Origin of the sequence: Micromonospora sp. D75, from assembly GCF_018070405.1 — a bacterium.
Taxonomy (GTDB): Bacteria; Actinomycetota; Actinomycetes; order Mycobacteriales; family Micromonosporaceae; genus Micromonospora; species Micromonospora chalcea.
This window is the reverse complement of the sequence record NZ_JAGPXV010000792.1, coordinates 1-2,308: the sequence shown is the minus strand read 5'-3', so window position 1 is coordinate 2,308 and position 2,308 is coordinate 1. Positions and strand designations below refer to the sequence as shown.

The 2,308-nt window shown below is 71.4% G+C and carries 2 protein-coding genes; one reads left to right on the top strand and one right to left on the bottom strand.

Features of this window, described 5'->3' with window-relative positions:
• The first annotated feature begins 63 nt into the window (after positions 1–63).
• Positions 64–1,245, top strand: coding sequence for an ABC transporter substrate-binding protein (locus KBX39_RS29085; protein WP_210873603.1), 1,182 nt, complete (start codon positions 64–66; stop codon positions 1,243–1,245).
• A gap of 129 nt (positions 1,246–1,374) precedes the next feature.
• Here KBX39_RS29085 and KBX39_RS29080 read toward each other — a convergent pair whose 3' ends face one another.
• Positions 1,375–2,208 (bottom strand): ABC transporter permease, encoded by an 834-nt coding sequence (locus KBX39_RS29080; RefSeq protein ID WP_043328276.1) that lies wholly within the window; start codon positions 2,206–2,208, stop codon positions 1,375–1,377.
• Positions 2,209–2,308 lie beyond the last annotated feature (100 nt).

The following is a 2,308-nucleotide window of genomic DNA, read 5'->3' as shown; positions in this document are numbered from 1 at the left end:
CCAGTGAGGAGGGAGTAGGGGCGGTGATCGGGGGTGGGCCCGCGCCGCACCTGGTGGACTGAGTTGAGCCCCATCCGCTCCGCGAGCAGCGCGGCGCTCGCAGCGGCCGGGCTGGCCACCACGCTCACCGGCTGCGGGATCGGCGGGGAACCGCAGGACACCAGCCCCATCGTCATCGCCGCCGACCTGGAACTCTCCGGCGCGTCCGCGCCGGTCGGCAAGGTGTACCAGCGGGCGCTGGAACTGAAGGTCGAGCAGTTGAACTCGTCCGGCGCGCTGGGCGGCCGGAAGATCGATCTGCGGGTCAAGGACAACCGCTCCGACGCTGCGGAGTCCTTGCGGAACATCAATGATTTCAGCGGCGACTCACGGGTAAGCGCCGTCATCATGGGCGGCTGCAACGAATGCGCGGTGGGCGCGGCCCGCACCATCGGCGAGAAGCGCATTCCGACGATCGCACTGGCCTCCTCGAGCGCGGTCACCGAACCGGTGGGCGAACGGCGATATGTCTTCAGGCTCGCCCCGAACGCCGCCGACAGCGCCGCCGCGCTCGCCACCGAACTGGACCGGCGCGACATCCGCAAGGTCGCGCTGCTGCACAGCGCCGACGGTTACGGCCAGGAAGGGCTCACCGCGCTACGCCGGGAACTGGAAAAGACCACGGTGCGGCTGGTCGGCAACGAATCGGTGCGGCTCACCGACACCGAGGTCGGCACGCAGGTCAACGAATTGATCGCCGCCAAGCCGCAGGCCCTGATCCTCTGGACCACGCCGGAGCAGGCGACGCTGGCCGCGACCACGGCCCGGCAGAGCAAGTTCCGCGGGTCGCTGTTCTTCGACGCCGCGGCCGCCGGCGACCTCTTCCTGGGCCCGTCGGCCCGCTCCACCGAAGAGGCCACGCTGATCTTCACGCAGACCATGGTGATCGACGACGTGATCGCCACCACACCGGCCAAGGCGGCGCGCCGGCAGTGGTTCCAGGAGTACACCGCCCGCTTCGGCGGCTACAACGGCTTCTCCTCGTTCGCGGCCGACGCGGTCCAACTGATCGTGGACGCCGAGCAGCGCGCCGGTGGCGAACCGGGCACTGTCGACCGGGACGCGCTGCGCGACGTGCTGGAGACCTCGCAGCTGGACGGGCTGTCCGGGCCGATCCGGATGACGCCGGACAACCACTCCGGGTTGATGCCGCAGGCGTTGACGACGCTGGTGGCGCGTGGTGGGCGTTGGCGGCTCGCCGGTTAGTCACTGTTGGGGCGTGGCCCCACCGCAACCGGCTCCGGGCGGTCAGGCTTGATCCCTGCGCCGGTTGCGGGGGGGCCCACGCCTGTCGTGGTCGGCCGCCATCCGTGGGTTGAGGTCTACTTCCGAGGGTCAGCGGGCTGAGGTGGTGGCCTTCACCCAGGGCAGGGCCAGGCGCTCGACGAGGCTGAGGGCGGCGTAGAGCGCGATGCTCATCAGGGCCACCAGCACGATCGCCGCCCAGGCGGTGGCGGTGTCGCCGACGCCGTTGTACTGCAGGATCTGGTAGCCCAGACCGGGACGGTCCGAGTAGAACTCGCCGATCACCGCGCCGATCGCGGCCAGCGGCATGGCCACCTTGAGCCCGACGAAGATCTGCGGCAGGGCGGACGGGAAGCGCACCTTGCGGAACGACTGCCACCACGAGGCGTTCAGCGACCGGCTCAGCTCCGCCAGGTCCGCCGGCGTGGTGGTCAGGCCGGTGGCGGTGGAGAGCACGATCGGGAAGAAGCAGAGCAGGAACACCATGGTCAGAATGGGTTTCTGACCCCAGCCGACGGCCACCACCAGCAGCGGCCCGAACGCGATCTTCGGGACCGCGTTCACGGCCACCAGCAACGGCGCGAACATCCGCTCGACCCGGCGGGACGCGGCCAGCGCCATCCCGATCAGCACCCCGGCGGCCGACGAGAGCAGGAAGCCGAGCACTGTCATCCAGGTGGTGATGCCCAACGCGGGCAGCAGCACGTCGGTGGCGTTCGCGAGGGACTCCCCCACCGCCTGCGGCGGCGGCAGCGCGGCCGGGTGCACCAGGTTCAGCCCCGAGGTGACCAGCCACCAGCCGGCCACCGCGATCACCAGGCCGAGCGCGGGCAGCCCGACCGCAGCCGGACGCTCGGCGAACCCCCGCCGGACCGCCGGGCGCGGCTGCGGCGCCTCCGGCCGGGCCTCGGTCAACTGTGTCAACGTGTCCTCCTCTCTGCGCCGGTCGGTGCGACCGGCACGGGAAGGGGGTGCGCCCCCCCCGGGGTCCCGCGGGGGGCACCCCCCTTTGCCCCAGCGGTCC